The organism is Actinomadura sp. NPDC000600 (genome assembly GCF_040492135.1).
In the GTDB taxonomy this organism is placed as follows: Bacteria; Actinomycetota; Actinomycetes; order Streptosporangiales; family Streptosporangiaceae; genus Spirillospora.
In genome coordinates, this window is record NZ_JBEUPD010000019.1 from 21,929 (window position 1) to 47,275 (window position 25,347).

21 protein-coding genes are annotated in these 25,347 nt (G+C 71.0%); 14 read left to right on the forward strand and 7 right to left on the reverse strand.

Annotated elements, in window-relative coordinates; genetic code table 11:
* Positions 1-114: 114 nt before the first annotated feature.
* The 4 genes from ABWI07_RS25865 to ABWI07_RS25880 all read left to right on the forward strand — a co-directional run bounded on the left by ABWI07_RS25865 (position 115) and on the right by ABWI07_RS25880 (position 4,422).
* Positions 115-921 carry a polysaccharide deacetylase family protein gene (locus tag ABWI07_RS25865; protein ID WP_353820076.1) on the forward strand — a complete coding sequence of 269 codons (807 nt, stop codon included), beginning with the start codon at positions 115-117 and terminating at the stop codon, positions 919-921.
* A gap of 36 nt (positions 922-957) precedes the next feature.
* A complete protein-coding gene (locus tag ABWI07_RS25870) occupies positions 958-1,476 on the forward strand; it encodes a DUF1707 and DUF4870 domain-containing protein (RefSeq protein ID WP_149262086.1) in 519 nt (172 codons plus the stop codon).
* 228 nt (positions 1,477-1,704) lie between these two features.
* Positions 1,705-3,072: an FAD-binding oxidoreductase gene (locus ABWI07_RS25875; protein WP_149262087.1), complete on the forward strand. Its 1,368-nt coding sequence runs from the start codon at positions 1,705-1,707 to the stop codon at positions 3,070-3,072.
* 84 nt (positions 3,073-3,156) lie between these two features.
* Entirely contained in the window at positions 3,157-4,422 is a 1,266-nt protein-coding gene (locus ABWI07_RS25880) for an SAM-dependent methyltransferase (RefSeq protein ID WP_149262088.1), read from the forward strand.
* A gap of 75 nt (positions 4,423-4,497) precedes the next feature.
* Here the strand turns inward: ABWI07_RS25880 and ABWI07_RS25885 are convergent, their stop codons facing one another.
* Both ABWI07_RS25885 and ABWI07_RS25890 read right to left on the reverse strand, forming a co-directional pair.
* Complete coding sequence (locus ABWI07_RS25885) at positions 4,498-4,992, reverse strand: cupin domain-containing protein (RefSeq protein ID WP_149262089.1); 495 nt, start codon at positions 4,990-4,992, stop codon at positions 4,498-4,500.
* Positions 4,993-5,022: 30 nt separating this feature from the next.
* The gene (locus ABWI07_RS25890) at positions 5,023-5,394 is read right to left on the reverse strand and encodes a DUF4267 domain-containing protein (RefSeq protein ID WP_149262090.1); all 372 of its coding nucleotides are present in this window, start codon (positions 5,392-5,394) and stop codon (positions 5,023-5,025) included.
* A gap of 89 nt (positions 5,395-5,483) precedes the next feature.
* Here ABWI07_RS25890 and ABWI07_RS25895 point away from each other — a divergent pair, with 89 nt between their 5' ends.
* Positions 5,484-6,056 carry a TetR/AcrR family transcriptional regulator gene (locus ABWI07_RS25895; protein ID WP_353820077.1) on the forward strand — a complete coding sequence of 191 codons (573 nt, stop codon included), beginning with the start codon at positions 5,484-5,486 and terminating at the stop codon, positions 6,054-6,056.
* A gap of 31 nt (positions 6,057-6,087) precedes the next feature.
* Here the strand turns inward: ABWI07_RS25895 and ABWI07_RS25900 are convergent, their stop codons facing one another.
* A complete protein-coding gene (locus ABWI07_RS25900; RefSeq protein WP_353820078.1) occupies positions 6,088-7,575 on the reverse strand; it encodes a tetratricopeptide repeat protein in 1,488 nt (495 codons plus the stop codon).
* A 181-nt stretch (positions 7,576-7,756) separates the two neighbouring features.
* On the opposite strand from ABWI07_RS25900, the gene ABWI07_RS25905 reads away from it, so the two are divergent.
* The gene (locus ABWI07_RS25905; protein WP_353820079.1) at positions 7,757-9,313 is read left to right on the forward strand and encodes a GMC family oxidoreductase; all 1,557 of its coding nucleotides are present in this window, start codon (positions 7,757-7,759) and stop codon (positions 9,311-9,313) included.
* Here ABWI07_RS25905 and ABWI07_RS25910 read toward each other — a convergent pair.
* A complete protein-coding gene (locus ABWI07_RS25910; RefSeq protein WP_149262094.1) occupies positions 9,294-10,175 on the reverse strand; it encodes an alpha/beta fold hydrolase in 882 nt (293 codons plus the stop codon). The two genes, ABWI07_RS25905 and ABWI07_RS25910, sit on opposite strands and share 20 nt — an antisense overlap.
* 162 nt (positions 10,176-10,337) lie before the next feature.
* Here ABWI07_RS25910 and ABWI07_RS25915 point away from each other — a divergent pair, with 162 nt between their 5' ends.
* Together ABWI07_RS25915 and ABWI07_RS25920 are read left to right on the forward strand one after the other, a co-directional pair.
* Positions 10,338-11,729, forward strand: a complete 1,392-nt coding sequence (locus ABWI07_RS25915) for an aspartate aminotransferase family protein (protein ID WP_353820080.1) — start codon at positions 10,338-10,340, stop codon at positions 11,727-11,729.
* A gap of 146 nt (positions 11,730-11,875) precedes the next feature.
* On the forward strand, positions 11,876-13,123 hold the full coding sequence (locus tag ABWI07_RS25920; RefSeq protein WP_353820082.1) for a cytochrome P450: 1,248 nt from the start codon (positions 11,876-11,878) through the stop codon (positions 13,121-13,123).
* 7 nt (positions 13,124-13,130) lie between these two features.
* On the opposite strand, the gene ABWI07_RS25925 is transcribed toward ABWI07_RS25920, so the two are convergent.
* Positions 13,131-13,862, reverse strand: coding sequence for an SDR family oxidoreductase (locus ABWI07_RS25925; protein ID WP_353820083.1), 732 nt, complete (start codon positions 13,860-13,862; stop codon positions 13,131-13,133).
* A gap of 114 nt (positions 13,863-13,976) precedes the next feature.
* Between ABWI07_RS25925 and ABWI07_RS25930 the strand changes: the two genes are divergently transcribed.
* Positions 13,977-14,819: a helix-turn-helix transcriptional regulator gene (locus tag ABWI07_RS25930; protein ID WP_149262098.1), complete on the forward strand. Its 843-nt coding sequence runs from the start codon at positions 13,977-13,979 to the stop codon at positions 14,817-14,819.
* A 21-nt stretch (positions 14,820-14,840) separates the two neighbouring features.
* On the opposite strand, the gene ABWI07_RS25935 is transcribed toward ABWI07_RS25930, so the two are convergent.
* Complete coding sequence (locus tag ABWI07_RS25935; protein ID WP_149262099.1) at positions 14,841-16,385, reverse strand: long-chain-fatty-acid--CoA ligase; 1,545 nt, start codon at positions 16,383-16,385, stop codon at positions 14,841-14,843.
* Positions 16,386-16,639: 254 nt separating this feature from the next.
* Between ABWI07_RS25935 and ABWI07_RS25940 the strand changes: the two genes are divergently transcribed.
* The gene (locus ABWI07_RS25940) at positions 16,640-17,254 is read left to right on the forward strand and encodes a TerB family tellurite resistance protein (RefSeq protein ID WP_149262100.1); all 615 of its coding nucleotides are present in this window, start codon (positions 16,640-16,642) and stop codon (positions 17,252-17,254) included.
* A gap of 228 nt (positions 17,255-17,482) precedes the next feature.
* A complete protein-coding gene (gene leuS / locus ABWI07_RS25945) occupies positions 17,483-19,945 on the forward strand; it encodes a leucine--tRNA ligase (protein WP_235037162.1) in 2,463 nt (820 codons plus the stop codon).
* A gap of 301 nt (positions 19,946-20,246) precedes the next feature.
* On the opposite strand, the gene lexA is transcribed toward leuS, so the two are convergent.
* Positions 20,247-20,933, reverse strand: a complete 687-nt coding sequence (gene lexA, locus ABWI07_RS25950; RefSeq protein WP_149262102.1) for a transcriptional repressor LexA — start codon at positions 20,931-20,933, stop codon at positions 20,247-20,249.
* A 175-nt stretch (positions 20,934-21,108) separates the two neighbouring features.
* Here lexA and ABWI07_RS25955 point away from each other — a divergent pair, with 175 nt between their 5' ends.
* The 3 genes from ABWI07_RS25955 to ABWI07_RS25965 all read left to right on the forward strand — a co-directional run bounded on the left by ABWI07_RS25955 (position 21,109) and on the right by ABWI07_RS25965 (position 25,322).
* Entirely contained in the window at positions 21,109-21,444 is a 336-nt protein-coding gene (locus tag ABWI07_RS25955) for a LysM peptidoglycan-binding domain-containing protein (protein WP_353820084.1), read from the forward strand.
* Positions 21,445-21,913: 469 nt separating this feature from the next.
* The gene (gene nrdR, locus ABWI07_RS25960) at positions 21,914-22,387 is read left to right on the forward strand and encodes a transcriptional regulator NrdR (protein WP_141583086.1); all 474 of its coding nucleotides are present in this window, start codon (positions 21,914-21,916) and stop codon (positions 22,385-22,387) included.
* Between the two features lie 118 nt (positions 22,388-22,505).
* Positions 22,506-25,322 carry a vitamin B12-dependent ribonucleotide reductase gene (locus tag ABWI07_RS25965; RefSeq protein ID WP_149262104.1) on the forward strand — a complete coding sequence of 939 codons (2,817 nt, stop codon included), beginning with the start codon at positions 22,506-22,508 and terminating at the stop codon, positions 25,320-25,322.
* Positions 25,323-25,347 lie beyond the last annotated feature (25 nt).

Consider the following 25,347-nt stretch of genomic DNA (forward strand, 5'->3'; position numbering starts at 1 on the left):
ACGATAACGAGATCGGCGGCGCGCGGGTTCCCGACACAGCGGCGGCGAGCCCGGCCGGGCGGGGACCCGAGCCCTAGACTGGCGCCTTCGGGGGATCATCACGCGGGGGTGTCGATGAGCAGGCCGAACCTTGTTCGGCGGGTGGCCGCGGCCGTGCTCGCGGTCTCGGTGTGCGGCGTCCTGAGCACGCTCACCCCCGCCCGGGGCCAGGTGAGGCCCGTCGCGCAAACCGCGCCCCCCGCGGCGAGGCCCCGGCCGAAGCCGGCGGCGCCGCCCGAGCCGCCGCCCGACTGCGCCCGGCTCAAGTGCCTGGCGCTGACGTTCGACGACGGGCCCGCGGCGAGCACCGCGGAACTGCTGGACATCCTCGCCGCCCGCAAGGTCAGGGCCACGTTCTTCATCGTGGGGGAGAACGCCGCGAGGCATCCGGAACTGGTGCGGCGCGAGCATGAGGCCGGGCATGAGATCGCCGACCACAGCTACACGCACGCCGACCTCGGGAGGGCCTCCCAGAAGAAGGTCATGGCGGAGCTGACGAAGACGCAGGACGCGATCCGGCGGGCGTCGGGGGTCGTGCCAGTGCTGCTCAGGCCGCCGTACGGGTCGACGTCCAAGCGGCTGAAGGAGATCACGCGGCGGCTGGGGCTGGCGCAGGTGCTGTGGACGGTCGATCCCCTCGACTGGGAGCACCGCGACACCGCCTACGTCGAGAGGCGGGTGCTGAAGGCGGCGAGGCCCGGCTACATCGTCCTCATGCACGACATCCACCCGACGAGCGTGCGGGCCGTTCCGAAGATCATCGACCGGCTGGCCGCCGAGGGGTACGTGTTCGTCACGGTGTCGGAGCTGTTCGGCGGGCGCCTGATCCCAGGGGAGGAGTACGTCCGGCGCAATTCAGGGGATCCTCAGGGTCTTCCCTGATAGCCCGGAGGCGGGGCCGCGCGGAGCATTGGTCGTATGGACAGCAGCTACGCGGTGGGGGATCTGCGGGTCTCGGACGCCGAGCGGGAACCGGTCATCCAGCGGCTTCAGGACGCCTACGCCGAAGGGCGCCTCGACGAGGACGAGTTCGACCTGCGCGTGCAACTGGCGATGACGGGCAAGACGCGCAAGGACCTCGGCGCGGTCCTCCACGACCTGGTGCCCGCCCCCGCGCGGCCCGTCGTGCCGGAGGGCGCGGCGGTGACGGGCGAGGACCGGATGCTGGCCGCCGCCGCGCACGCCGTCGCCGTCCCGACGCTGTTCGTCGGCCCGCTCCTGCTGATGCTGCTGAGCGGCAAGCGGTCGCCCTACGTCCGGCTGCAGGCGGCGGAGGCCGTGAACTTCCAGGTCACGCTACTGCTCCTCACGATCGTCACGTTCGGCGTCGGCGGGGTCGCGTACGCGGTGGCGTGGGTGCTGTCGGCGATCGCGGCCGTCTTCGCGCTGACCGGCCAGACGTTCCGCTACCCGTGGATCCTGCGCCTGGTGAAGTGAACGGGGGCGCGCGGAACCGCCGCTGAACGCGCCTCGGGTTTGTCGGAGTACGCCTCCGGGGAGAGTTGACGTGGCCGCCGTGACGGCGGCCGGCAGCCTCCAGGAGATGAAACGACGCCTATGTGTACGCCCGTGGTTTTATTCCCCTCTCTACCTGTGACTCCCGCGACGTCCGGGTTATGTGGACCATGCATGGGATGATCGATTAACTATGCGAGGGAGGGGTAGATGACGGAGCTTGCGATCAAGGGCGATCACCAGCGGGCGGTGGAGGCGCTCAGGAGGTCCTACCGGGCCATACCGGCGGGCACGCCGGTGCGGCTGGCGAAGCGGACCTCGAACCTGTTCCGGTGGCGCGACCCCTCGTCGGCGCCCGGCCTGGACGTATCCGGATTCGACAAGGTGCTGAGCGTCGACCCGGACGAGCGGACCGCGCAGGTCCAGGGCATGACGACCTACGAGGACCTGGTCGACGCGACGCTGCCGCACGGCCTGATGCCGACGGTCGTCCCGCAGCTGAAGACGATCACGCTGGGCGGCGCGGTGACCGGGCTCGGCATCGAGTCGACCTCGTTCCGCGACGGGCTGCCGCACGAGGGCGTCCTGGAGCTGGAGGTCCTCACCGGCGACGGGCAGATCGTCACGGCCACGCGCGACAACGAGCACAAGGACCTGTTCTACGGCTTCCCGAACTCCTACGGGACGCTCGGCTACAGCCTCCGGTTGAAGATCGAGCTGCGGCCCGTCCGGCCGTACGTCCGGCTGCGGCACCTGCGGTTCACCGACGCGGCGGAGCTCGCCCGCGTGATGGGGGAGATCACCGAGTCGGGGACGTTCGAGGACGAGACCGTCGACTTCATGGACGGGACGGTCTTCAGCGCCGACGAGCAGTACATCACGCTCGGCTTCTTCGCCGACTCGGCGCCCTACACCTCCGACTACACCGGCCAGCAGATCTACTACAGGTCGATCCAGCAGCGGTCGGTCGACTTCCTGACGATCCGCGACTACATCTGGCGCTGGGACACCGACTGGTTCTGGTGCTCGGGCGCGTTCGGCGTGCAGAACCCGGCCGTCCGGAGGCTGTGGCCCGACAAGTACAAGCGCTCCGACGTGTACCGCAAGCTCGTCGCCTACGACCGCCGCTACCACATCGTCGCGCGCGCGGAGCGGTGGCGCGGGCTGCGGCCGCGCGAGGACGTCATCCAGGACATCGAGGTGCCGGTCGAGAAACTGCCGGAGTTCCTGGAGTTCTTCCACGACAAGGTGGGCATGAGCCCGATCTGGCTCTGCCCGCTGCGCGCCAAGGAGCGGTGGCCGCTGTACCCGCTGGACGTGGGCCGCCCCTACGTGAACGCCGGTTTCTGGGGGACGGTGCGGATCCCGCCGGGCCAGATCCCCGAGTACCACAACCGCCTCATCGAACGGAAGGTGGCCGCCCTCGACGGCCACAAGTCCCTCTACTCGACCGCCTTCTACGGCCGGGACGAGTTCTGGCGGTACTACGACGGGGAGACCTACCGGCGGCTCAAGGGGTCCTACGACCCCGACGGGAGGTTGCTGGACCTCTATGACAAGTGCGTGCGCGGACGCTGACCAGGCGCCCGCTTCGGGGGAGCCCCGCGCGGAGGCGGCCGACCGCCGCCGTCCGGGCCGGGGCGGAGAGACAGGAGGAGCAAGATGACGCTGGCCAGGGTCTTCGAGCAGCTCGCCGGGGCTGAGGCGCCAGTGGAGTTCACGGCCTACGACGGTTCCCGTGCCGGGGTGCCCGGCGCCGACATCCGGTTCGACGTCCGCTCGCCGTACGCGGTCTCGTACCTGCTGCACTCGCCGGGCGCGCTGGGCCTCGCCCGCGCCTACGTCACCGGCATGATCGACGTGAACGGCGACATGATCACGGCGCTGACCACGATGCAGCAGGTGCTCGCCGACGTGTCGCCGCGCGACAAGGCGAAGATCGCCGGTTCGGTGATGCGCGATCCGCTGCTGCGGGCCGCGGCGTCGCGGCGGCTGGACCCGCCGCCGCAGGAGGCGCCGTTCAGCCGCATCCCCTCGTGGCTGCGGCACTCCAAGAGGCGGGACGCGCGGGCCATCTCCCACCACTACGACGTGTCCAACACCTTCTACGAATGGGTGCTCGGCCCCTCCATGGCCTACACCTGCGCGTGCTATCCGCATGAGGGCGCGACGCTGGAGGAGGCCCAGTTCAACAAGCACGACCTGGTGGCCAAGAAGATCGGGCTGAAGCCGGGGATGCGGCTGCTGGACGTGGGCTGCGGCTGGGGCGGCATGGTGATGCACGCCGCGAAGGAGTACGGGGTCAAGGCGCTCGGCGTCACGCTGTCCAAGCAGCAGGCCGAGTGGGCGCAGAAGGCCATCGCCGACCGGGGCCTGTCCGACCTCGCGGAGGTCCGGCACATGGACTACCGCGACGTGACCGAGACCGGCTTCGACGCGATCAGCTCCATCGGCCTCACCGAGCACATCGGGAAGAAGAACCTGCCGGCCTACTTCTCCTTCCTCCACGGGAAGCTGAAGAAGGGCGGGCGGATGCTGAACCACACCATCACGCGCCCCGACAACACGCTGCCGTCCCGCAAGGAGAACGGGTTCATCAACCGGTACGTGTTCCCGGACGGAGAGCTGGAGGGCCCGGGCTACGTCCAGTGCCAGATGAACGACGCCGGGTTCGAGATCCGCCACCAGGAGAACCTGCGCGAGCACTACGCGCGCACGCTCACCGGCTGGTGCGAGAACCTCGACGCCCACTGGGACGAGGCCGTCGCCGAGGTCGGCGAGGGCACGGCCCGCGTGTGGCGCGTCTACATGGCCGGCTGCGTGCTCGGCTTCAACCAGAACTGGATCCAGCTGCACCAGACGCTCGGCGTGAAGCTGGAGGACGACGGCACGAGCCACATGCCGCTGCGCCCCGACTGGGGGTCGTGACGGCGCGCGAGCCGACGCCGCCGACGGGCCGACCGGACGCTTCCGGTCGGCTCGTCGGCGTTTCGGGCCCGGCGGTCAGCCGCGCGCCTTCTCCCAGGCCTCGCTGCTGAGGAAGTAGGTGTCGTAGAGCTCCTGGACGTCCAGCAGGCTCTCGGGCGGGACCTTCCCGTGGACGATGCGCTCCAGGTGGCGGAAGTACTCGAACCGCTCGACGCCCGGGGTGATGACGATGAGGATGTCGGCGTCGTGCCCGGGGGCGGCGGCGAAGGCGTGCGGCAGGCCGGGCGGCACGATGACGAGGTCGCCGCGTTCGGCGGTGACCACCTGCTCGCCCGAGAGCAGCTGGGCGGCGCCGTCCAGCATGTAGAACATCTCGGCGGATCCGTCGTGGCGGTGCGGTCGGGCCCCGTTGGCGCCGCCGGCCAGGGTCACCCGGTGGGTGGACAGGGCGCCGCCGGTCGAGCTGCTGTCGGCCAGCAGGCGGGTGACGCTGGGGGAGAGGTCGACGACCTCGGCGTCGGCGGCACGGACGATCACAGATTCGTCGAAGTCCGGTGAGATCAGTGACATGCGGTGGGCTCCTTGTCCGGAACGGAACGGTCAGACGGCGAAGAGGAGGGCCGCGCTCACCAGCACGGCCGCGGCGGTGGCGAAGTGGACGCCGAAGGCGGTGGCCTTCGGGCCGCCGTAGCGCAGCACGATGAGGGTGTCGCCGAGCGGCGCGAGTGCCACGGTCAGCATGTACCAGCCCGCGGCGTGCGCGCCCGCGAAAGCGATCAAGGCGAGGCCGAGGACGCCGAAGGTCAGGTCGCGCAGCCCCTTGATCTCCAGGTAGGCGCGGTCGCCGTCCGGCTTGGCGGGGACCCCGTAGCCGGCGGCCGACGCCACGGGGGCCGTGAGGAATCGCAGGCCGATCAGGACGCAGAACAGGGCGAGCACGACGGCCAGGCCATAGGCGATGGGGGTGAGCATGGAGGTCTCCTCATTGCTAGCGCTGCTAGGAACGAGATCGACGCTAGCAGAGCATGAGCAGAATATCTAGCAGTGCTAGAGTCGCGGTCATGTCGATCCAGGGCCGCAAGGAGCGCGAGCGCGCGGAACGCGAGAAGCTGATCATCACGGCGGCGCGGGAGCTCGCCGAGAGCGAGGGGTGGGACGCGGTGACGACGCGGCGGCTCGCCGCGGAGATCGAGTACAGCCAGCCCGTCCTCTACAGCCACTTCAAGGGCAAGGGCGCCATCATGGCGGCGGTCGCGGTCGAGGGCTGCGCCGAGCTCGCGGTCGAGCTGCGGCAGGCGCGCACCACGGCCCGCGAGCCCGCCGAGGCGCTGGCCAACGTCGCGGCGGCCTACACGGACTTCGCGGAGCGCAGGCCCGCCCTCTACGACGTGATGTTCGTCAGGTCCGTCGACCTGCCGTTCGCGACCCCCGAGGCCCCGGCGCCGCTCCAGGAGGCCTTCGGCGAGCTGCGCGAGACCGTCCGGCCGTTCGCGGGCGAGGACGACGTGGACGTCCTCACCGAGACTTTCTGGAGCGGCCTGCACGGCCTCCTCACCCTGATGCGCGACGGGCGCATGCACCGCGAGCACCACGACAAGCGCATGGCCGTCCTGCTCCGCCGCTTCTCCGCCTGACCTCGCCCGCCACTGCCGGAGGCCGGACCGGTCAGCCGGCGGCGTGGCCCGCGCTGGCGGCCTTGATGAGGCCGTCGGGCGTGAAGGCGACCGTCACCTGGCCGCCCTGCGGGGCGATGCCCTCGACGACCTCCTCGGACTCCCTGATCCGGCACCCGTGGTGGGCGAGGAAGCCGCGGACGACGCGGCGCTGCTCGGTGGGGAAGATCTCGGCGGCGGCCATCAGGAGGCGCGTCGCCGAGAGCGGGTCGAACTCGGCCGCGGGCAGGGACGGGTCGTCGAGGTGGAAGTAGAACGAGCCCTGCCCGTCGTTCACGCGGCAGCTCCGCACGCCGTTGCCGCCGAGCAGCGCGGCGGCGGCGACGACCATGGTGGTCGCCGCCTGGTGCGGGTCGGGGAAGTCGCACAGGTCCAGGCGTCCCGCCGACAGCTCGGGGACGGCATGGCGCTCGCCGTACTCGCGGACGGCGGCCAGCGGGACGATGGCGGCCACGTCGTTCTCGTAGTTCGGATTGGCCCACGCCCACAGCCACGTGTCGCTCACGTGCGAGAAGCTGCCGAGGAACGTCACGCCGTGGAAGGTGCGTCCGCCCGAGGTGAGGGTGCGCGCGTCGAGGTCGAAGGCGATGTCGCCGTCCCCGACGGCGGCGTTGAGGACGTCCTGCCGCTGGATCGCCGCGGCCGAGCCCGCGGCGGCGAACGCCTCGAACTCCGGGCTGTAGCAGCTGAGCCCGCTCACGAACTCCGACCAGAACCGGGCACTGCGCGCGTCGCCCCGGCGCCGGTAGAGGTCGCCCAGCCTGCGGGCGGCCTGCTCGACGCCGGCCTCCTGCACCGACCTGCGGAACCAGCCGATGGCGGCGTCCTCGTCTCCCGCGTTCTCGGCCTCCACACCGAGGCCGAAGGCGGCCTTGGGATGCCCGAGGTCGGCCGCGCGGCGCCATGCCTCGAGCTGCCCGGCGGGATCGCCCCGGTCCTGCCGCACGAAACCGAGATTGAACGCGGCGCCGCCGTTCCCGCGCTCGGCGGCGCGGGCGTACCAGCTCTCCGCCGCCTCGAGGTCGCCCTTCCCGTCGGCGTCGTACAGCCGGCCGAGGTTGAACGCGGCCTTGTCGGACCCCAGCTCCCAGGCCCGGCGGTAGAGGCCCATGGCCTCGTCGACGTCGCCCCGGTTCTCCAGGAGGATGCCGAGGTTCAGGGTGCCGCCCAGATGGCCGCCCTCGGCCGCCTGCCGGTACCAGCGCTCGGCGGCATCCAGATCGCCGTCCCGCTCCGCGCCGTAGCCGAGCTCGAAGGCGCTCTCGGGGAGCCCCGCCTCGGCGGCCCGCCGCCACCACGCCACCGCCTCGCGGTCGGCGCCGAGTTGCGCCGCGATGCCGCCGAGTTCGTGGGCGCCGCCGGGATGCCCCGCTTCGAACGCCTGCTTCAGCAGCTTCTCGGCCTCCGCGAGGTTCCCGTCGCGCCGGGCCTCCACGCCGCGCTCGTACGGTTCGACTGATCCGGCCGGGTACCCGGTCATCGCACGCCTCCTCCGAGTGATCAAAGGTCCACGGGATCGACGCCGTCCGCCCGATCCGGGTTCCATCGGCGCGCCGACTTCCGAAACCGCTCCGCGACGCATGGACGGGCGGGCCGCGCGGTGGTAAGCCCTGGGGAAAGAACCGGGCCGGTGCCGCGGCCCGTGGAGAGCGGGAGCCCTCATGGAACACGACTACGTCATCGTCGGCGCCGGGTCCGCGGGCTGCGCTCTGGCCGCGCGGCTGTCCGAGGACGCCTCCGTCACGGTCGCGCTGCTGGAGGCGGGCGGCCCGGACGACAAGGGCGAGATCCACATCCCGGCGGCGTTCCCGAAGCTCTTCAAGACCGAGTACGCCTGGGACTTCAGCACCGCTCGGCAGCCCGGGCTGGACGGGCGCGAGCTGTACTGGCCGCGGGGGAGGATGCTCGGCGGGTCGTCCTCACTGAACGCGATGATGTGGGTGCGCGGCCACTACGACGACTACGACGACTGGGACGTCCCCGGCTGGTCGTACGAGGACGTCGTCCCGTACTTCAAGCGGGTCGAGGGACGCGTCGGCAGCAACAAGGGCGACGTGTACGGGACGTCCGGTCCCGTCACGATCTCCGAGCAGCGCAGCCCGAACGAGGCGACGCGGGCGTTCCTGGAGGCGTGCGCCGCCGCCGGCCTGACCAGGCTGCCCGAGCTGAACGGCCCCTCCAACGAGGGGTTCGCGCTCACGCCGGTCAGCCAGCGGCGCGGCAGGCGGTGCAGCGCGGCCGACGCCTACCTGCGCCCGGCCCGCAAGCGCCCCAACCTGACCGTCATGACCGGCGCGCAGGTGTCGAAGATCTTGATCGAGGACGGCCGCGCGACCGGCGTGGAGTACGGCGGCGGACGCGTCACGGCCCGCCGCGAGGTCGTCCTGGCCGCGGGCACGGTCGGGTCGCCGCATCTGCTGATGCTGTCCGGCGTCGGCGACCCCGACCACCTGCGGAGCGCCGGAGTGGAGCCGGTCGTGGAGTCTCCCGAGGTCGGGCGCCACCTCCAGGACCACCTGTCGGCCGGCGTCGTCCGGCACTGCCCCAGGAAGGTCACGCTCGCCGGGGCGGAGTCGGTGCCGAACATCGCCCGCTACCTGCTCGCGCGGCGCGGACCCTTCACCTCCAACGTGGGCGAGGCGGTCGTCTTCACCAAGAGCGCCCCGTCCCTGCACGCCCCCGACCTCGAACTGATCTTCGCGCCGGCCCCGTACGTCGCGCACGGGCTCACCCCGCCGACCGAGCACGGCGTGACGGTCGGCGTCGTGCTGCTCCAGCCGGAGTCGTCCGGACGCATCACGCTCGCCTCCGCCGACCCGGCCGCGCCGCCGGTGATCGACCCCGGCTACCTGTCCGGGGAGAGCGACCTGCGCAGGCTGATGCACGGCATCCGCCACGCGGAGGAGCTGATGGCCGGAGACGCGCTGAAGCCGTACGTCGGCGACGTCATGGACCCCTACGTGGGGGCGGACGACGACGAGGCGCTGGCCGCCTACGTCCGGGGCCACTCCGAGACGCTCTACCACCCCACCGGCACGTGCCGGATGGGCACCGGCGAGGACTCCGTCGTCGACCCGGACCTGCGCGTCCGCGGCGTCGAGGGGCTCCGCGTCGCGGACGTGTCGGTCCTGCCGCGGATCACCAGGGGCCACACCAACGCCCCCGCGATCATGATCGGCGAGAAGGCGGCCGACCTGATCAGGACGCCAGCCAGCTGAGGACGTGCCCGTTCACCTCGGCGGGGCGGTCGAGCTGGAGGAAGTGGCCGGCCGCGGGGATCCGCTCCGCCCGCGAGCCCGGCGGGAGGGCCGCCAGGACGGCGTCGAGGTCGACCGCGTCCGCGCCGAGGCAGCCGTCCTCGGCGCCGTGCAGGTAGAGGACGGGGCGCTCGCCGGTGAGGGTCGTCGCCTCCTGCTCGGCCGCGTACCGCTCGACGTGCCGGGACGGGTCGAGCATCGCGCGGTAGTACCCGATCGCCGCCGCGGCGTTGGCGGGCGCGCCAAGGCACTCCATGACGCGGTCGACGTCCCCGGACCGGTCGCGGCCGTCGTCCGGCGACCAGTCGCGCCACAGCCCCTCGACGAACGCGCGGCCGAAGGCGAGCTCGGCCAGCGGCGTCTGGAAGACGAAGATGTAGAAGGAGCGCTTGAGCTGCTCGTAGTCGAAGAACGCGGTCGTCATCACCGAGAGGGGCGGGACGGACATGGCGACCGCCTTGCGCCACCGCTCCGGGGCGGCGGCGGCCGCGCCGTAGGCGGCGAAGGCGCCCCAGTCGTGGCCGACGAGCACCGCGTCGGAGCCGCCGCCGAGCGCCTCGTGCAGGGCGACGGCGTCGGCGGCGAGGGCGCCGCTCTGGTACGCGCCGTCCTCGGGGACGGACGTGGGGGCGTAGCCGCGCATGAAGGGGGCCACGGCGCGGTATCCGGCGGCGGCCAGCTCCGGCATGAGGTGCCGCCAGGTGTGCGGGGAGTCGGGGAAGCCGTGCAGCAGCAGCGCCAGGGGCCCGTCGTCGGGGCCGGCGGTGAGATAGCCGAAGTCGAGCCCGTTCGCGCTGACAGATCCGGTCGTGATGTCGCCCATGTCCGCCTCCTCGGTTCGCGGCGAACGGTACCCGCGGCTTCGCGACCGACGGTCGCCGGGGGTGTCTCTCTTCGGATATCGAGGTATCACCACGTATTTACAGCGGAATCCGTAGTCCCGTAGCATCTGCGCAACTGGATCGATCGCATCGAGGGAAACGTGATGACGGAGCCGGACGTGACCAGCCAGCAGCACGACGCGATGCAGAGGGCGGCGCGCGACCATCTGTGGATGCACTTCTCGCGGCACTCGGCGTCCCAGGGCGGCGGCGAGATCCCGGTGATCGTCCGGGGCGAGGGCGCCTACGTCTACGACTCGGCGGGCCGCCGCTACCTGGACGGGCTCTCCGGGCTGTTCACCGTGCAGGCCGGGCACGGCCGCGAGGAGCTGGCGCAGGCCGCCGCCAAGCAGGCCGCCGAGCTGGCCTACTTCCCGATCTGGTCCTACGCGCACCCGAAGGCCGTCGAGCTGGCCGAGCGGCTCGCCGGCCTCGCGCCCGCCGGGCTGGACCGCGTGTTCTTCACCACCGGGGGCGGCGACGCCGTCGAGAGCGCCTGGAAGCTCGCCAAGCACTACTTCAAGCTCACCGGCAAGCCGGCCAAGCACAAGGTGATCAGCCGCGCGGTCGCCTACCACGGCACCCCGCACGGCGCGCTGTCGATCACCGGCCTGCCCGGTCTGAAGGCGCCGTACGAGCCGCTGGTGCCGAGCGGCTTCCGGGTGCCCAACACCAACATCTACCGGGCCGCCGAGCACCGCGACGACCCGGAGGCCTTCGGCCGGTGGGCCGCCGACCGGATCGAGGAGGCCATCGAGTTCGAGGGCGCCGACACCGTCGCCGCCGTGTTCCTGGAGCCGGTGCAGAACGCCGGCGGCTGCTTCCCGCCGCCGCCCGGCTACTTCGAGCGCGTCCGCGAGATCTGCGACCGGCACGACGTCCTGCTGGTGTCGGACGAGGTGATCTGCGCGTTCGGACGCCTCGGCACGATGTTCGGCGCGCAGCGGTTCGGCTACACGCCCGACATCATCACCTTCGCCAAGGGCGTGACCTCCGGGTACGCGCCGCTCGGCGGGATGCTCGTCGCCGACCGCCTGTTCGAGCCGTTCAAGGGCGGGACGGAGATGTTCGCGCACGGCTACACCTTCGGCGGGCATCCGGTGGCGGCGGCGGTGGCGCTGGCCAACCTCGACCTGTTCGAGCGCGAGGACCTGAACGGGCACGTCCTGCGCAACCGGGACGCGTTCCGGGGCACGCTGGAGCGGCTGCGCGACCTGCCGATCGTCGGGGACGTCCGAGGCGACGGCTACTTCTACGGCATCGAGCTCGTGAAGGACCGCGACACCCGCGAGACCTTCGACGAGGAGGAGTCCGAGCGGCTGCTGCGCGGGTTCCTCGACAAGGCCCTCTACGAGGCGGGCCTGTACTGCCGCGCCGACGACCGCGGCGACCCGGTCGTCCAGCTCGCGCCGCCGCTGATCTGCGACCAGGGGCACTTCGACGAGATCGAGCAGATCCTGCGCTCGGTCCTCCAGGAGGCGTGGACGCGGCTGTGACCGCGTGCCGGGCCCGGGGCGGGGGCCGGGCCCGGCAGGCTAATGTGAGGCGCGTCACCCGGCCGATCAGTGTGCGCTTTCCTCTTTACTTTGAGAGGGTACGTGTAAACCGAATCGGGTTCGGACGTTGACGAGGTGGTGGGCGCGTGCTCAAAGTCGAGGACATCAACCTGACGGACTGGGAGTTCTGGCGGAAGCCGCACGACTACCGCCATGAGGCGTTCAAGGCGCTGCGGTGGCACCCCGGCCTCATCCGCTTCGAGGAGCCCGAGGTCGTCATCGTGCCCAAGGGCCCCGGGTACTACCCGCTGACCCGGCACGCCGACGTCGTGGAGGCGTCCCGCCGCCCGCAGGACTTCTGCTCCGGCAAGGGCGCCATCAGCATCCCGGACATGCCGGGCGACATGCACGAGTACTTCGGCTCGCTGATCAGCATGGACGACCCCCGGCACGCCAAGATCAGGCGGATCGTGTCCCGGGCGTTCTCGCCCCGCATGATCCAGCGGTTCGAGGACCGGGTCGAGGCGGTCGCCGGCCAGATCGTCGAGAACGTGGCGGCGCGCGGCGGCTCGGGCGACTTCGTGGCGGACGTCGCCGCCCGGCTCCCCCTGAAGATCATCTGCGACATGATGGGCATCGAGGAGGAGCACTACCAGACCGTCCTCGACGCCACCAACGTCATCCTGGCGGGCAACGACGCCGAGTTCATCCCGTCCGACGACCCCGAGCAGATGGCGATGGCGCTGATCGGCGCCGGCGAGACGCTCCGCGGCCTGGTCGAGGACCTCGGGCGGCAGCGCCGCGCGAACCCCACCGACGACCTCACCTCCGCCCTGGTGAACGCCAACCTCGACGGCGAGTCTCTGACCGACCAGGAGCTCGGCTCGTTCTTCATCCTGCTGGTCGTCGCCGGCAACGAGACCACCCGCAACGCGATCGCGCACGGCCTCGACCTGTTCACCCGCCACCCCGACCAGCGGGCCCTGCTCGTCGAGGACTTCGAGGCCCGCATGCCCGGCGCGGTCGAGGAGATCGTCCGGTACGTCTCGCCGGTGATCTGGATGCGCCGGACCGCCACCCGCGACACCATGCTGAACGAGCACGAGATCAAGGAGGGCGACAAGCTCGTCCTCTACTACTGGTCGGCCAACCGGGACGAGTCGGTCTTCACCGACCCGGAGCGGTTCGACATCCTGCGCGACAACAAGCAGCACGTCGGGTTCGGCGGGCCCGGGCCGCACTTCTGCCTCGGCGCGCACCTGGCCAGGCGCGAGATCACCGTGATGTTCCGCGAGCTGCTGCGCCGGACGCCGGAGATCCGCGCGGCCGCCGAGCCCGAGCGGCTGGAGTCCAACTTCATCAACGGGATCAAGCGCCTGCCCTACTCGATCTGAGCCCGGACTACCAGGGCAGGGGGCCGTCCTCGGCGAGGAACGCGCCCGTCGGGCCGCCGTCGCCGAGGAGGGCCACCCCGGCGATCACGGACGCCCCCTGCTCCGGGGTCCGGTGCCCGGCGTGGCCGTTGAGGTCCGTCGCGCAGTACCCGGGCGTGGCGGCGTTCACCGTGATCGAGGTGCCGGCCAGCTCCTTGGCGTAGGCGACGGTGACGGCGTTCAGCGCCGACTTGGACGCGTTGTACGGCAGCAGGTTGACGCCGTGCACCGGGCTGGACGGGTCGCTGTGCAACGTCAGCGAGCCGAGTTCGCTGGAGACGTTGACGATCCGCCCGGCGGGGGAGCGGCGCAGCAGCGGGAGCATCGCGTTGGTGACCGCGACGACGCCGAACACGTTGGTCTCGAACGCGGTCCGGACCAGGTCCGCGGCCGTGCGGCTCGGCGGGAAGCCGGTGGCGCCCGTCGTGGTGATCCCGGCGTTGTTGACCAGGATGTCGAGCCGCCCGAACTCGGCGTCGATCCACTTGGCGGCGGCTTCGACGGTGTCGGCGCCGGTGACGTCCAGCCGGACGAACCGGGCGTCGATCCCCTCCGCGGCGAGCGCGGCGGCGGCCGGCTCGCCGCGCTCGGCCGAGCGCGCCCCGAGCAGCACCGTGGCGCCGCCGCGGCCGAGGACGCGGGCGGTCTCGAAGCCGATGCCCTTGTTGGCTCCGGTGATGAGTGCGATCTGTGTCGTCATGCCGTCCAGGTTTCCCGGCGGCGTCCGGGCTGAGGAGAGACCGCCCGAAGCTGGGATCGGCCGTACCACCCTCGGCCCGGCCGCCGCTCCGCCGTATCGGACATGCTGGAGGACATGGACAGACAGGAGATGGCGGCGTTCCTGCGTTCCCGGCGGGCCCGCATCCAGCCCTCGGACGTCGGGCTCCCGGGAGGGACGCGCCGCCGGACCCCCGGTCTGCGGCGGGAAGAGGTCGCGCAGCTGGCCGGGATGTCGGTGGACTACTACATCCGCCTTGAGCAGGGGCGCGGGCCCCGTCCGTCCAGGCAGATCCTCGGGGCGCTGGCGCGCGCGCTGAGGCTGACCGACGATGAGCGCGCCTATCTCTACGGCCTCGCCGGTGAGGCGCCGGAACCGCCGAGCGGCCCTTCGCAGGACGTCCCGCCAGGGATCGTGCACCTGCTCGAACGGCTGGACGACACGCCCGCCTACGTGCTGAACGCCCGGCAGGACATCATCGCCTGGAACCCGCTCGCGGCGGCGCTCATGACCGACTTCGCAGCGATGGCGCCCCATGAGCGCAACGTCGTCCGCTGGCTGTTCGGCGGCTCCGACATCGAGCGGTACGGCGCCGACGAGTACCTGACGCGGTTCGCCCGCGGGCTGGTGGCCGACCTGCGGGCGGCGTTCGGCCGGTATCCGGGCGACCCCGGCATCGCCGGGCTGGTCGCCGAGGTCGCCGGCCGCAGCGCGCTGTTCGCCCGGCTCTGGGACGAGGGCGAGGTCGGGATCAGGCGGGGCAGCCGCAAGCGCATGACGCATCCCGTCGTCGGCGAGCTGGACATGCACTGCGACGTCCTCTACGTGCCGGAACGCGACCAGCGGGTCGTCCTCTACACGACCACGCCGGGCACGCCCTCGCACGAGGCGATGAGACTGCTGCGCGTCGTCGGGACCCAGGACCTCAGCGTCCGCTGAGGCCCCGGGCCCCGCGCGCGGTCAGCGCAGCTCGCGCTTGAGGATCTTGCCGGTGGCGGTCATCGGCAGCTCGTCGCGGAACTCGACGATCCGCGGGTACTTGTAGTTCGCGAACTGCTCCTTGCCCCACGCGACCAGCTCGTCCTCGGTGACGGTCGCGCCGGGGGTGCGGATCACGTACGCCTTGACCTCCTCGCCGTGCGAGGGGTGCGGGACGCCCACCACCGCGGCCAGCGACACCTCCGGGTGGGTCATCAGGACCTCTTCCAGCTCCCGCGGGTACACGTTGTACCCGCCGCGGATGATCATGTCCTTGGAACGGTCGATGATGTAGTAGTAGCCGTCCTCGTCGCGGCGGGCCACGTCGCCGGTGCGGAACCAGCCGTCCCTGATGGCGGCCTCGGTCGCCTCGGGCCGGCCGTAGTAGCCCTTCATGATGTTGTGGCCCCGGATGGCGATCTCGCCGGGCCCCTCGCCCTCGATCTCCTTCCAGTCGTCGTCGATCAGCTTCATCTCGACGCCCCACACGGGCAGGCCGATCGAGCCGGGCTTGGTCGGACGGTCCGGGCGGTTGAACGAGGCCACCGGCGACGTCTCCGAGAGGCCGTAGCCCTCCAGGACGTCCACGCCGAACTTCGTCCTGAAGCCCTTGAGGACCTCCATGGGCAGCGCCGACCCGCCCGACACCGCGACCCGCAGGTTCTCCCGGATCGCCGCGATGTCCTCGTCGGAGGTCTCGTCGGTCAGCAGCCCCCAGTACATCGTCGGGACGCCCGCGAAGATGTTCACCTTCTCCTTGACCATCAGCTCGACGGCCTGCCGGGCGTCGAACCGCGCCTGCATCACGAGTGTCGCGCGCCGGTAGAGGCCGACGTTCATCACGCAGGTCTGGCCGAAGATGTGGAACAGCGGCAGCGTCACCAGCGACGTGTCGTGCAGCGTCCGGTAGAAGAGCGTGTCGTCCACCATGGCGTTCGTCAGCAGGTTGCTGTGCGTGAGCTCGGCGCCCTTCGGCTGCCCGGTCGTCCCGCTGGTGTAGATGATCACGGCGGTGTCGCCCGGCCCGGTCTGCGCCGTCTCGAAGGTGCCCGGCTTGCCGGCGAGCGCCGCCCAGAACAGCTCGGCCCCCTCGACCGGGGACTCCGCGGCGGACGGGTCGGCGGGCAGCAGGAAGAGGTGCTCGCAGCCCTCCGCCTGCTCGAACCCGGCGCGCCCCATCTCGCCGAGGGGCAGCTCCGGCGTCCCCTCGAAGCAGAAGAACGCCTTGGCCCCGGAGTCGCCGAGGTGGTAGGCGATCTCCCGCGGCTTGAGCAGCACGTTCAGCGGGACGACGACCGCGCCCGCCTTGAGCACCCCGAAGTACACCATCGGGAAGTACGGGAGGTTCGGGCTGGAGAGCGCCACCTTGTCGCCCGGCCCGATGCCGCGCTCGCGCAGCAGGTTCGCGACCTGGTTCGCGACCTGGTCGAGGAAGGAGTAGGACAGCCGGAGATCGCCGAACACGACCGCGTCGCGGTCGGGCGTCTCCCGGGCGGCGTCCTCCAGCAGCACGGACAGGTTGAGCATGGCACTCCTCGCGCGGAAAGGTGACCTGCCGGTTAGTTACCGACGAGTGTATGAACCGTTTGGCACATCCTGCTGCACGGGACGTGTCCGGCGCCATCATTCGCAGGCCTTGACGTGCCGTTTTCGTCGTTGTGACGGCGCCCGGCGCGGCCGGAAGGGGCCGGGCGGGAACGCGGCTCCGCCCGCCGTCGTTACCATCCGGGCGGTCCGGCGGCGTTACCATGTGCCGCTTCGGCGAGAAAGGGTGCGCGATCTTGATCATCTTCGGCTGGCGCGTGGTGTTCTTCACCCTGACCAGGGGGACCTTCCACTGCCCCGACTGCGGCGGCGACCGCGAGTACCGCCGCCGGCAGGGGCGCAACTTCTTCACGCTGTTCTTCATCCCGGTCATCCCGCTGATGAAGGCCGGCGGCGAGTTCGTCGAGTGCGACACCTGCCACGGCCGCTGGAACCCCGGCGTGCTCGATGTGCCGACGACCGCGCAGCTCGCGCAGATGCCCGCCATGCTGCTGCGCATGGCCATCGCGCAGGTCCTGCGCTCCGGCGACTACACCGACGAGGCCGCCCGCTCCCGCGCCGTCGCCGTCGTCCGGCAGGCCGGCGAGCCCGGGTACGACGACACCGCCCTGAACGCCGACCTGGGCCGCCCCTTCGACGAGGTCCGCGTCGAGATGGGACGCGCCGCCTCGGCCCTCGCCCCCGAGGCGCGGGAGAGCATCCTGCGCGCCGCCGCCGAGATCGCGCTGGTCGACGGGCCGCTGACCGTCTCCGAGGAGGAGACGCTGTCGGCCGTCGGCGCCGATCTCGAGCTGACCCGCGTCCAGGTGACCGGCGTCGTGTCCATGGCGCGCCAGGAGTCGGGGCACTAAGTCGCGGCGGCGGGGGTTGCGACTGCGCTACTCTTGAGGTATGTCAGCCAGGCTGCTCCTCGAACGACCACGTTGACGCACTGACGTCAGCGTGGTGGCCCCTCCTGTGCGAGGGGCCGTTTCATGTCGGCGGACGGCCACGACCCAGCAGCAGGAACCGGAGTCAGAAGCGTGAGCAGCGACGTTCCCTACCGTGCGACGCCGGGGGGTACAGGGGGGGCGTCCCCCCTGAACGAGGGGTACGACCCCCGGGCGGTTCAGGACAAGTGGCAGGCCCGCTGGGAGGAGCTCGACCCGTTCAAGGCGGACGAGACGGGCACCGCCGAGGAGCGCCGCTACGCCCTCGACATGTTCCCCTACCCCAGCGGCGACCTGCACATGGGCCACGCGGAGGCGTTCGGCATCGGCGACGTCGTCGCGCGCTACTGGTTCCAGCGCGGTCACAACGTCCTGCACCCGATCGGCTGGGACTCCTTCGGCCTGCCCGCCGAGAACGCCGCCATCAAGCGCGACTCGCACCCCGCCGAGTGGACGTACGCCAACATCGAGACGCAAGCGGCCTCCTTCCACCGCTACGCCCCGTCCTTCGACTGGACGCGGCGCCTGCACACCTCCGACCCCGAGTACTACAAGTGGACGCAGTGGCTGTTCCTGCGCTTCTACGAGCGGGGCCTGGCCTACCGCAAGGGCGGCCATGTCAACTGGTGCCCGAAGGACCAGACCGTCCTGGCCAACGAGCAGGTCGTCGGCGGGCACTGCGAGCGCTGCGGCGCGCTGGTCGAGAAGCGCGTGCTGACCCAGTGGTACTTCAAGATCACTGAGTACGCGGACCGGCTGCTGGACGACATGGCGCAGCTGGAGGGCAAGTGGCCCGAGCGCGTCCTGCTGATGCAGCGCAACTGGATCGGCCGCTCCACCGGCGCCGACGTCGACTTCGTGATCGAGGGCCGCGACGAGCCCGTCACCGTCTACACCACGCGCCCCGACACCCTGTACGGCGCGACCTTCATGGTCGTCGCCGCCGACGCCGCGCTGGCCGAGGAGATCTGCCACCCCGACCATCGCGCCGCGTTCGAGGCCTACCGCGACGAGGTCTCCCGCGAGAGCGAGATCGAGCGGCTGTCCACCGAGCGCGAGAAGACCGGCGTGTTCCTGGGCCGCTACGCCGTCAACCCGGTCAACGGCGAGCGGCTGCCCGTCTGGGCGTCCGACTACGTCCTGGCCGAGTACGGGCACGGCGCGATCATGGCCGTGCCGGCGCACGACCAGCGCGACCTGGACTTCGCGCTGAAGTTCGGGCTGCCCGTCCGCGTCGTCGTCGAGACCGGACTGGCCGACCCCGCCGAGACGGGCGTCGCCACCCCCGGCGACGGCGCCATCGTCAACTCCGGCCCGATCGACGGGCTGACCAAGGCCGACGGCATCGCCCGTATCACCGAGATCCTGGAGGAGCGCGGCACCGGCCGCGCGTCGGTGAACTTCCGGCTGCGCGACTGGCTGGTGTCCCGGCAGCGGTTCTGGGGCTGCCCGATCCCGATCGTGCACTGCGAGGCGTGCGGCGAGGTCCCCGTCCCCGACGACCAGCTGCCCGTGAAGCTGCCCGAGGGCCTGCGCGGCGCCGACCTGGCGCCCAAGGGCACCTCACCCCTGGCGGCCGCGACCGACTGGGTGAACACCGAGTGCCCCAAGTGCGGCGGCGCGGCCACCCGCGACACCGACACCATGGACACGTTCGTCGACTCGTCCTGGTACTACTTCCGCTACTGCTCGCCGAACTACGAGGGCGGCCCGTTCGACGTCGAGCAGGTCCGCAAGTGGATGCCGGTCGACCAGTACACGGGCGGCGTCGAGCACGCCATCCTGCACCTGCTGTACAGCCGGTTCTTCACCAAGGTCCTGCACGACATGGGCATGGTCGACTTCACCGAGCCGTTCACCCGGCTGCTGAACCAGGGCCAGGTGATCAACCAGGGCAAGGCGATGTCCAAGACGCTGGGCAACGGCGTCGACCTGGGCGAGCAGATCGCCGAGTTCGGGGTGGACGTCGTCCGGCTGGCGATCCTGTTCTCCGGCCCGCCCGAGGACGACATCGACTGGGCCGACGTGTCCCAGCACGGCATGTCGAAGTTCCTGTCCCGCGTGCACCGCATCGCCACCGAGGTCTCGTCCGCGCCCGGCGTGGACGTCACCGCCGGCGACCCGGCCCTGCGCCGCGCCACGGCCCGCACGGTCGCCGAGGCGACCACGCTGGTCGAGACGCAGCGGTTCAACGTCGCCATCGCGCGGATCATGGAGCTGGTCACCGCGACCCGCAAGGCCATCGACTCGGGCCCCGGCGCCGCCGACCCGGCCGTCCGCGAGGCCGCCGAGGCGATCGCGGTGCTGCTGTCGCTGTTCGCCCCCTACACCGCCGACGAGGTGTGGGAGCTGCTGGGCCGCACGGCTCCGGTGATCCGCGCGGGCTGGCCGTCCGCCGACCCCGCGCTGCTGGTTGAGGAGTCGGTCACCTGCGTCGTCCAGGTCGGCGGCAAGGTGCGCGACCGCCTGGAGGTCCCGCCCGGGATCACCGCGGAGGAACTGGAGCGCCGCGCGCTGGCCTCCGCCAAGATCCAGGACGCCCTGGGCGGTGCCGACATCGCCAAGATCATCGTCCGCGCCCCCAAGATCGTCAACATCGTCCCCAAACGCTGACCCAGGCCCGCCGCGCCGCCCAACCGGCGCGGCGGCCCACCCCACCCACGCCGACACTGCCGTGACTTGGCGTGCCACCGCAGGCGTCGTGTGGTGCTGGCGGGGGCTTCGTGCTGGGTTCTCGGCACCGGTGGCAGCGGCGATGTGCTGGCTCGCGCGCTGGGGCGGGCTAAGCGTGTGCCTGCGTGGCCGGGTGCGGTGGGCGTGCGGCGGTCGGGGCGCGCGCCGGGGTGTGGGGGGCTCGGTCAGGGCAGGCTTCAGCGGCCGCCGGAGGGGCTCCGGCGGCCGCTGAAGCGCGGCGTCACATCTTGCGAAGGACCGCCACGACGCGTCCGAGCACCGACGCCTCGTCGCCGGGGATCGGCTCGTAGGCGGGGTTCTGGGGCATCAGCCAGATGTGGCCGTCGTCGCGGCGCTTGAACGTCTTGACCGTGGCCTCGCCGTCGATCATGGCGGCCACGATGTCGCCCTGCTCGGCCACCGGCTGCTGCCGCACGACCACCCAGTCACCGTCCGCGATCGCGGCGTCGATCATCGAGTCGCCGGTGACCTTCAGCAGGAAGTGGGTGCCCTCGCCGACGAGCTGCTTCGGCAGCGTGAACACGTCCTCGACGGCCTCCTCGGCGAGGATCGGGCCACCGGCGGCGATGCGCCCGACGAGCGGCACGTACGCGGGCGCGGGCTGCGCCGAGCCCGGCTCGTAGCCCTCCTCATGGGTGCGCACGGGCGTCGCCCCCGGCACCCTCACCTCGACCGCGCGCGGCCGGTTGGGGTCGCGCCGCAGGAAGCCCTTGCGCTGCAGCGCCCGGAGCTGGTGCGACACGCTGGAGGTGCTGGTCAGCCCGACGGCCTCGCCGATCTCGCGCATCGAGGGCGGGTACCCGCGGCGCTGGACCGAGTCGCGGATCACCTCCAGGACCATGCGCTGTCGCTGGGTCAGGCCCGTCTCGTCCATCGGCCCGTCGGGCAGCTCCCGGACCTTGCTCATCGCTCGTCGCCTCCCGGGCGCCTCGATCCGTCACTCCTTGTCATGGAACCTATCGCGTCCAGGCCCGATGATCAAACAATTGTTCGAAGATGTGCTCGCTTTTTGCGGACGCCCCCTGGTAGAACATCGTACAGGCGTTCGATCGAAAATGCATTCGAAGTCGAGGAGGGGAGAGATGCCGGGTTCACCCCACAGTGACCGTCCCCCGATCTGCCTGACCCGCCGCGGCCGCGCCGTCCTGGTCGCCTTCGCCGCCACCCTGACGCTGATATTGCTCTGGCTCACCGTGGGGCCGGGCGCCTTCGCCGGCTCCGGCGAAGGCCGCGGCGCCCCGGTCCGTCCCGCCCGAACGGTCGTCGTCGAGCCCGGTGAGACCCTTTGGGAGATCGCCTCCGCCGCCGATCCCGGCAGCGACCCCCGCGTGGTCGTCCAGCGCATCATCGACCTCAACGGACTCGCGGGCGATCCCACCGTCCATCCCGGCCAGGAGCTCCGCCTCCCTGCGAGCTGACCCCGGCCGCTACGCCGAGTCACCATCCTTCCCTCGCGTTGCGTGCCGCCATGGCTCGACTGCCGGCGTGCGGCAACTCCGGGCGCTCCCGTGCCGTAGCGGCGTCGGCCTTGCCGGACGCCGGAGAGGTCGCCGGGCGAGGCGTTCACCGAGTGCGACGGCCTGAGCGGTCGCGGGCGGTGGCGCATGTGTGGCGGGGGCGTTGGCCTGGGGCTTTGCGGTGTGAAGGGTTACCCGGCGGCGTCCGGCGGAGGCGGTGGGTGACGACACGCCCGGAGGGAAAATCGGGGTGTCGGAGGTGACCTGCGCGGACGTGGCGGATGTGACGCACGGGGCCGCCGATCAGGTTGCGAACGGCTCCGGCGAGCCGTACGGTTGACCACAACATCTAGTAGTCACATCGATGTAGTTCCCTATATATGGCATCAACATCGGTGTAACTCGTTTACGTCAGGGGAGGGGACCAAACGTGCACTGCCCGTTCTGCCGCAACCCTGACACCAAAGTGATCGACAGCCGTTCGACCGATGACGGTGGCGCCATTCGGCGTCGCCGGTCGTGCTCGGAATGCGGCAAGCGATTCACCACGCAGGAGAATGTGCTCGTGATGGTGGCCAAGCGCAGCGGGGTCACCGAGCCGTTCTCGCGGGAAAAGATCATCGCCGGGGTGCGCAGGGCCTGCCAGGGCCGCCCGGTCGACGAGGATGCGCTCGCGAAGCTGGGACAGCGGGTCGAAGAGGCGATCAGGTCGTCCGGATCCGCGGAAATCCCCTCGCACGAGATCGGCCTCGCGATCCTGGGGCCGCTCGGCGAACTCGACGAGGTCGCCTATCTGCGATTCGCCTCGGTCTACCGGAGCTTCGAGTCGCTGGACGACTTCGCCAAGGAGATCGAAGCACTGCGGAAGGCCGGTTCCTCGGGGGAGCCCGGCCCGTCCCGGTAGGGACGGTTCCGGAAACACATCAGCACATGTAAAGGCGTCTCCGCCCGGGCATGGCCCGTGCGGCGGCGGAGTTGTTCCTGAACAGGGCCCGGCGGGAGGGCCCGAGAGGGGGAAGGCCATGACGGAGACGGTGAGCGGCTCGGCGGCACGGCGCGGCAAGGGGGGCCGCAAGGGGCTGAAGATCGAGCGCATCTTCACCACGCCCGGCGTGCACCCGTACGACGAGCTGCGCTGGGAGCGCCGCGACGTCGTCATGACCAACTGGCGCGACGGCTCGGTGAACTTCGAGCAGCGCGGCGTCGAGTTCCCCGACTTCTGGTCGCTGAACGCCGTCAACATCGTCACGTCCAAGTACTTCCGCGGGGCGGTCGGCACGCCGCAGCGGGAATGGAGCCTGAAGCAGCTCGTCGACCGCGTCGTCCGCATGTACGTGGACACGGGGCTCAAGGAGGGCTACTTCGCCTCCGAGCAGGACGCCGAGATCTTCGACCACGAGCTGAAGTACGCCCTGGTCCACCAGATGTTCAGCTTCAACTCCCCCGTCTGGTTCAACGTCGGCACCAGGTCCCCGCAGCAGGTCTCGGCGTGCTTCATCCTGTCCGTGGACGACACGATGGAGTCGATCCTGGACTGGTACAAGGAAGAGGGCGTCATCTTCAAGGGCGGCTCCGGCGCCGGCCTGAACCTCTCCCGCATCCGCTCCAGCCGTGAGCTGCTGTCCTCGGGCGGGACGGCCAGCGGCCCGGTCTCGTTCATGCGCGGCGCCGACGCGTCCGCCGGGACGATCAAGTCGGGCGGCGCGACCCGCCGCGCCGCCAAGATGGTCGTGCTGGACGTCGACCACCCCGACGTCGCGGAGTTCATCGAGACCAAGGCGCGCGAGGAGGACAAGATCCGCGCGCTGCGGGACGCCGGGTTCGACATGGACCTCGGCGGCAAGGACATCGGCAGCGTCCAGTACCAGAACGCCAACAACTCCGTCCGGGTGTCGGACGAGTTCATGCACGCGGTGGAGTCGGACGGCGAGTTCGGGCTGCGCGCCCGGATGACCGGCGAGGTCATCGAGACGGTCAAGGCCAAGGAGCTGTTCCGGCTGATGGCCAAGGCGGCGTGGGAGTGCGCCGACCCCGGCATCCAGTACGACGACACGATCAACGACTGGCACACCAACCCCGAGACCGGGCGGATCACCGCGTCCAACCCCTGCTCGGAGTACATGAGCCTGGACAACTCGTCCTGCAACCTCGCCAGCATCAACCTGCTGAAGTTCCTCACCGACGAGAACGCGTTCGACGTCGCGAAGTTCGTCAAGCTCACCGAGCTGATCATCACGGCGATGGACATCTCCATCACCTTCGCCGACTTCCCGACGGAGAAGATCGCCGAGACGACCCGCGACTACCGGCAGCTCGGCATCGGCTACGCCAACCTCGGCGCCCTGCTGATGGCGACCGGGCACGCCTACGACTCCGAGGGCGGGCGGTCCCTCGCCGCGGCGATCACGTCGCTGATGACGGGCGTCGCCTACCGGCGCTCGGCCGAGCTCGCGGGCGTCGTCGGCCCGTACGCCGGCTACGCGCGCAACGCCGAGGGGCACAAGCGCGTCATGCGCAAGCACGCCGCCGCCAACGACGGCATCCGCACGCTGGACGCGATGGACAAGGCGATCCACGCCGCCGCCGCCAAGCAGTGGGCCGACTGCCTGAAGGCCGGCGAGAAGAACGGGTACCGCAACGCGCAGGCCAGCCTGCTCGCCCCGACCGGGACGATCGGCCTGATGATGGACTGCGACACCACCGGCATCGAGCCGGACCTCGCGCTGATGAAGTTCAAGAAGCTCGTCGGCGGCGGGTCCATGCAGATCGTCAACCACACGGTGCCGCGCGCCCTGAAGAAGCTCGGCTACCAGCAGGAGCAGATCGAGGCGATCGTCGAGTACATCTCCGAGCACGGCCACGTCGTGGACGCGCCGGGGCTGCGCCCCGAGCACTACGAGGTGTTCGACTGCGCGATGGGCGAGCGGGCGATCAGCCCGATGGGGCACGTCCGGATGATGGCGGCCGTCCAGCCGTTCCTGTCCGGCGCGATCTCCAAGACCGTCAACATGCCGGAGCAGGCCACCATCGAGGACATCGAGAAGGTGTACTTCGAGGGCTGGCGGCTCGGCCTGAAGGCCCTGGCGATCTACCGCGACAACTGCAAGGTCGGCCAGCCGCTGTCCGCCGCGGGCAAGAAGGAGGAGCCGAAGGCGGCGGCGCCCGCCGAGACGGTGCCGCGCCCCGTCCGCCGGCGCCTGCCGAAGCAGCGTCCCGCGACCGTGACCCGCTTCTCCGTGGCGGGCGCCGAGGGCTACATGACCGCCTCGTCCTACCCGGACGACGGTGTCGGCGAGGTCTTCCTCAAGCTCGGCAAGCAGGGCTCCACGCTCGCGGGCGTGATGGACGCCTTCTCCATGGCGATCTCCATCAGCCTCCAGTACGGCGTCCCGCTGGAGACGTGGGTGGAGAAGTTCACCAACATGCGGTTCGAGCCGGCGGGCATGACCGACGACCCGGACATCCGCATGGCGACCTCGGTGATGGACTACATCTTCCGCCGCCTGGCGCTGGACCACCTCCCGTACGAGGAGCGCGCCGAGCTCGGCATCTTCACCGCCGAGGAGCGCGCGATGCAGGCCAACGGCGAGGACCCCGCCGCCCTGCACGCCGAGGACGAGGTCGACCGCGAGTCCCTGGCGCAGTCCGCCGAGATCGCCCGGCCCGCGGCGCCCGCCCCGGCCCCGGCGGGTGAGGCGCGCTCGTCCATGGAGGTGATCGAGAGCCGGCAGGGCCGCACGGCCGACGCGCCGCTCTGCCTCACCTGCGGCACGAAGATGCGCCCGGCGGGCAGCTGCTATGTCTGCGAGGGCTGCGGCTCCACCAGCGGCTGCAGCTGAGGACGAGCGAACCTCCATCCGCACG

Bases quoted from the DNA above. Each gene is read 5' to 3' on its own strand.
- ABWI07_RS25885 (WP_149262089.1), bottom strand. From the start codon at position 4,992: ATGTCACTGATCTCACCGGACTTCGACGAATCTGTGATCGTCCGTGCC.
- ABWI07_RS25900 (WP_353820078.1), bottom strand. From the start codon at position 7,575: ATGACCGGGTACCCGGCCGGATCAGTCGAACCGTACGAGCGCGGCGTG.
- ABWI07_RS25955 (WP_353820084.1), top strand. From the start codon at position 21,109: ATGCCGGGTTCACCCCACAGTGACCGTCCCCCGATCTGCCTGACCCGC.
- ABWI07_RS25865 (WP_353820076.1), top strand. From the start codon at position 115: ATGAGCAGGCCGAACCTTGTTCGGCGGGTGGCCGCGGCCGTGCTCGCG.
- ABWI07_RS25910 (WP_149262094.1), bottom strand. From the start codon at position 10,175: ATGGGCGACATCACGACCGGATCTGTCAGCGCGAACGGGCTCGACTTC.
- ABWI07_RS25890 (WP_149262090.1), bottom strand. From the start codon at position 5,394: ATGCTCACCCCCATCGCCTATGGCCTGGCCGTCGTGCTCGCCCTGTTC.
- lexA (WP_149262102.1), bottom strand. From the start codon at position 20,933: ATGAGCAAGGTCCGGGAGCTGCCCGACGGGCCGATGGACGAGACGGGC.
- ABWI07_RS25895 (WP_353820077.1), top strand. From the start codon at position 5,484: ATGTCGATCCAGGGCCGCAAGGAGCGCGAGCGCGCGGAACGCGAGAAG.
- ABWI07_RS25925 (WP_353820083.1), bottom strand. From the start codon at position 13,862: ATGACGACACAGATCGCACTCATCACCGGAGCCAACAAGGGCATCGGC.
- ABWI07_RS25965 (WP_149262104.1), top strand. From the start codon at position 22,506: ATGACGGAGACGGTGAGCGGCTCGGCGGCACGGCGCGGCAAGGGGGGC.
- ABWI07_RS25930 (WP_149262098.1), top strand. From the start codon at position 13,977: ATGGACAGACAGGAGATGGCGGCGTTCCTGCGTTCCCGGCGGGCCCGC.
- ABWI07_RS25870 (WP_149262086.1), top strand. From the start codon at position 958: ATGGACAGCAGCTACGCGGTGGGGGATCTGCGGGTCTCGGACGCCGAG.
- ABWI07_RS25880 (WP_149262088.1), top strand. From the start codon at position 3,157: ATGACGCTGGCCAGGGTCTTCGAGCAGCTCGCCGGGGCTGAGGCGCCA.
- ABWI07_RS25915 (WP_353820080.1), top strand. From the start codon at position 10,338: ATGACGGAGCCGGACGTGACCAGCCAGCAGCACGACGCGATGCAGAGG.
- ABWI07_RS25935 (WP_149262099.1), bottom strand. From the start codon at position 16,385: ATGCTCAACCTGTCCGTGCTGCTGGAGGACGCCGCCCGGGAGACGCCC.
- ABWI07_RS25875 (WP_149262087.1), top strand. From the start codon at position 1,705: ATGACGGAGCTTGCGATCAAGGGCGATCACCAGCGGGCGGTGGAGGCG.
- ABWI07_RS25905 (WP_353820079.1), top strand. From the start codon at position 7,757: ATGGAACACGACTACGTCATCGTCGGCGCCGGGTCCGCGGGCTGCGCT.